Consider the following 2,183-nt stretch of genomic DNA (forward strand, 5'->3'; position numbering starts at 1 on the left):
GGCCGGCACCCACACGGGTGCCGGCCCTCCGCCGTACGCGCGGCGCCGCTCAGCGCAGCTCGATGCCCTTGGCCTTGGCGTCCACCTCGCCGGAGCGCACCACGGCCAGCCAGCCCGCGCCCTCGTCGGCCTGCTTCACGTCGAGGTCCTGGCCGTCGTTGCCGCCGAACACCGAGCGGGTCACCAGCATCGTGAGGTCGCCGGCGTCCACCTCGTCCACCTTCACGCCGTCGCCCTCGGCCTGGTCGGTCACCTCCACGCGGTGCAGGGCCACGTGCACGTCACCGGCGGCGTCCTCCTCCAGCTGGATGCCGTCATTGGCCAGGTTGCCGTGCACGCGGGTGCGCGAAGCGGTGACCAGCACGTCGCCGGCGTCCTCCTCGGTGGTCTTGAAGCCCTCGTCACGGTTGCCGGAGAGCTCCGAGCGGGTGATGTCGGTGACCACGGAGCCGGTGCCCGACTCGTCCCAGTCCAGGCCCTCGTCGGCGTTGCCGGTGACGGTCGCACGCGAGACGCGGGCCACGATCGAGCCGGCGTCGGCCTCGTCCACGTCGATGCCGTCGTCGAGGTCGAGCTCGCCGTCCTCCACGCACGCGAGCTCCTCCTCGTCGGTGCGGTCGGCCAGCGGCAGGCAGTAGGTGCCGTTGTCGGTGAACGCCGTGCCGCGGCTGGTGGCCACCGCGTCGCCGGCGCCGCGTTCGTCGAGCTCCACCCCGTCGGCGCCGATGCCGGTGAACAGGTTGTCCCGGCCGGCCCAGACCAGGTCGCCCTCGCCGGTCTCGTCGACGCGCACGCCGTCGCGGTCGAAGGCGCCGGTGCCGGAGTCACGCACGGTGGTGTCGCGGACGCTGGCGCGCACGGAGGCCGCGGAGCCGGCGTTGTCGTCCACCCACACGCCGTGGCCGGCCACGCCGTCCACGGTGACGTCGCGCAGGGTGAGGTCCACGGTGCCGGTGGCACCGGCGGGCACCTCGACGTGCAGGGCGGAGGCCGAGCCCTCGTCCTCGCCGTCGGTGGCCACGTGGTCCATGGTCCAGCCGCCGCCGTCGGTGAGCGTGAGGTCCCGCAGGGTGACGTCCGCGCCGGAGGTCACGTGCAGCAGGTCGGTGCGCAGGTGGTCGCCGGCCAGCGTGGCTCCGTGGCCGTCGATGGTCAGCTCGCGCGTGCCGGCGTACTCCAAGGTGGACTCCACGGCGATGGTGCGCACGGTGCGGGCCACCTCGAAGCGCGAGTACCCGGCCTCGAGGCCGGCGCGCAGGGTGCCCCGGCCGGCATCGGCGCCGGAGGTCACGCGGTAGGTGCCGTGGATGGGGCCACCGGGGCCGCCGTGGCCGGGCGCGGCGGCCGGACCGGCGGCGGCGGAGAGCGGGGCCAACGGGGTGGTCAGGGCGAGGGTGAGGGCGAGGGTGGTGCGACGCACGGGCGTCCTCCTGAGGGATCGGGAGCGGGACCGCGGCATGGTGCGTCGTGCGGGTGGCCCCAGGGTGAACCCGCCGTGGCGATGGCGTGAAGACGGCCGGCGGCGCGCCGACACGAGGGCCGGTCAGCGCCCCGCCTAGCGCTGCCGTTCGTAGAGCCGCCGCACCACGTCGTCGGCGTCCGGCTCCTCGATGGCGAGGTCGCGCACCTCCGCGCGGGCGCCCACCTCGGCCAGCACCGATGCCGCGGTGGTGGTCGCGGCGTCGAAGGCCAGCTTCTGCCGCGCCCCGTCGGCCTCCACGCCCACCACCTGCGTGCCGGCGATCTCCGTGGCGCCGAACAGGTTCACCGCACCGAGCAGTCCCTGGGAGAGCCACACGAAGCCCATGAGCTGGTCCTGCTCGTAGCCGGCCCGCGTGCCGCCCACGGAGTCCGAGGCGGCCGAGAGCTGGGCGGAGCGGATGAGGCCGAAGGCCACGTTGGTCACCAGGCCGGCCAGCATCGCCAGGCGGTAGGCCGACTGCCGGCGGAAGCCCGCCGCCACCATCACCCACCACGTCCGCGCTCGCACGAGGGCGGAATCTACCGCCGAGGCGCCCCACTCAGGTCGGCAGCGCGTAGCCGGTGGCGTCGTCGCCCTCGGCCAGCCCGTCCTCGAGCAACCCGGCCAGGCAGCGTTCGGCCTGGGCCTCGGGGGCGCCGGAGGCGGCCAGCACCTCGGCGCGGGGCAGGGGTCCGTCGGCCTCCCGCAGCGCCTGCACGAT

3 protein-coding genes are annotated in these 2,183 nt (G+C 75.2%); all 3 read right to left on the reverse strand.

The annotated features are described in order from the left end of the window. Positions 1–49 precede the first annotated feature (49 nt). Positions 50–1,420, reverse strand: coding sequence for a hypothetical protein (locus HMPREF3099_RS09145; RefSeq protein WP_070705675.1), 1,371 nt, complete (start codon positions 1,418–1,420; stop codon positions 50–52). Positions 1,421–1,555: 135 nt separating this feature from the next. Continuing rightward, positions 1,556–1,990, reverse strand: a complete 435-nt coding sequence (locus HMPREF3099_RS09150; protein ID WP_141762099.1) for a hypothetical protein — start codon at positions 1,988–1,990, stop codon at positions 1,556–1,558. 31 nt (positions 1,991–2,021) lie between these two features. After that, on the reverse strand, positions 2,022–2,180 hold the full coding sequence (locus tag HMPREF3099_RS12475; protein WP_256374424.1) for a helix-turn-helix domain-containing protein: 159 nt from the start codon (positions 2,178–2,180) through the stop codon (positions 2,022–2,024). Positions 2,181–2,183 lie beyond the last annotated feature (3 nt).

It is taken from the genome of Kytococcus sp. HMSC28H12 (genome assembly GCF_001816045.1).
In the GTDB taxonomy this organism is placed as follows: Bacteria; Actinomycetota; Actinomycetes; order Actinomycetales; family Dermatophilaceae; genus Kytococcus; species Kytococcus schroeteri.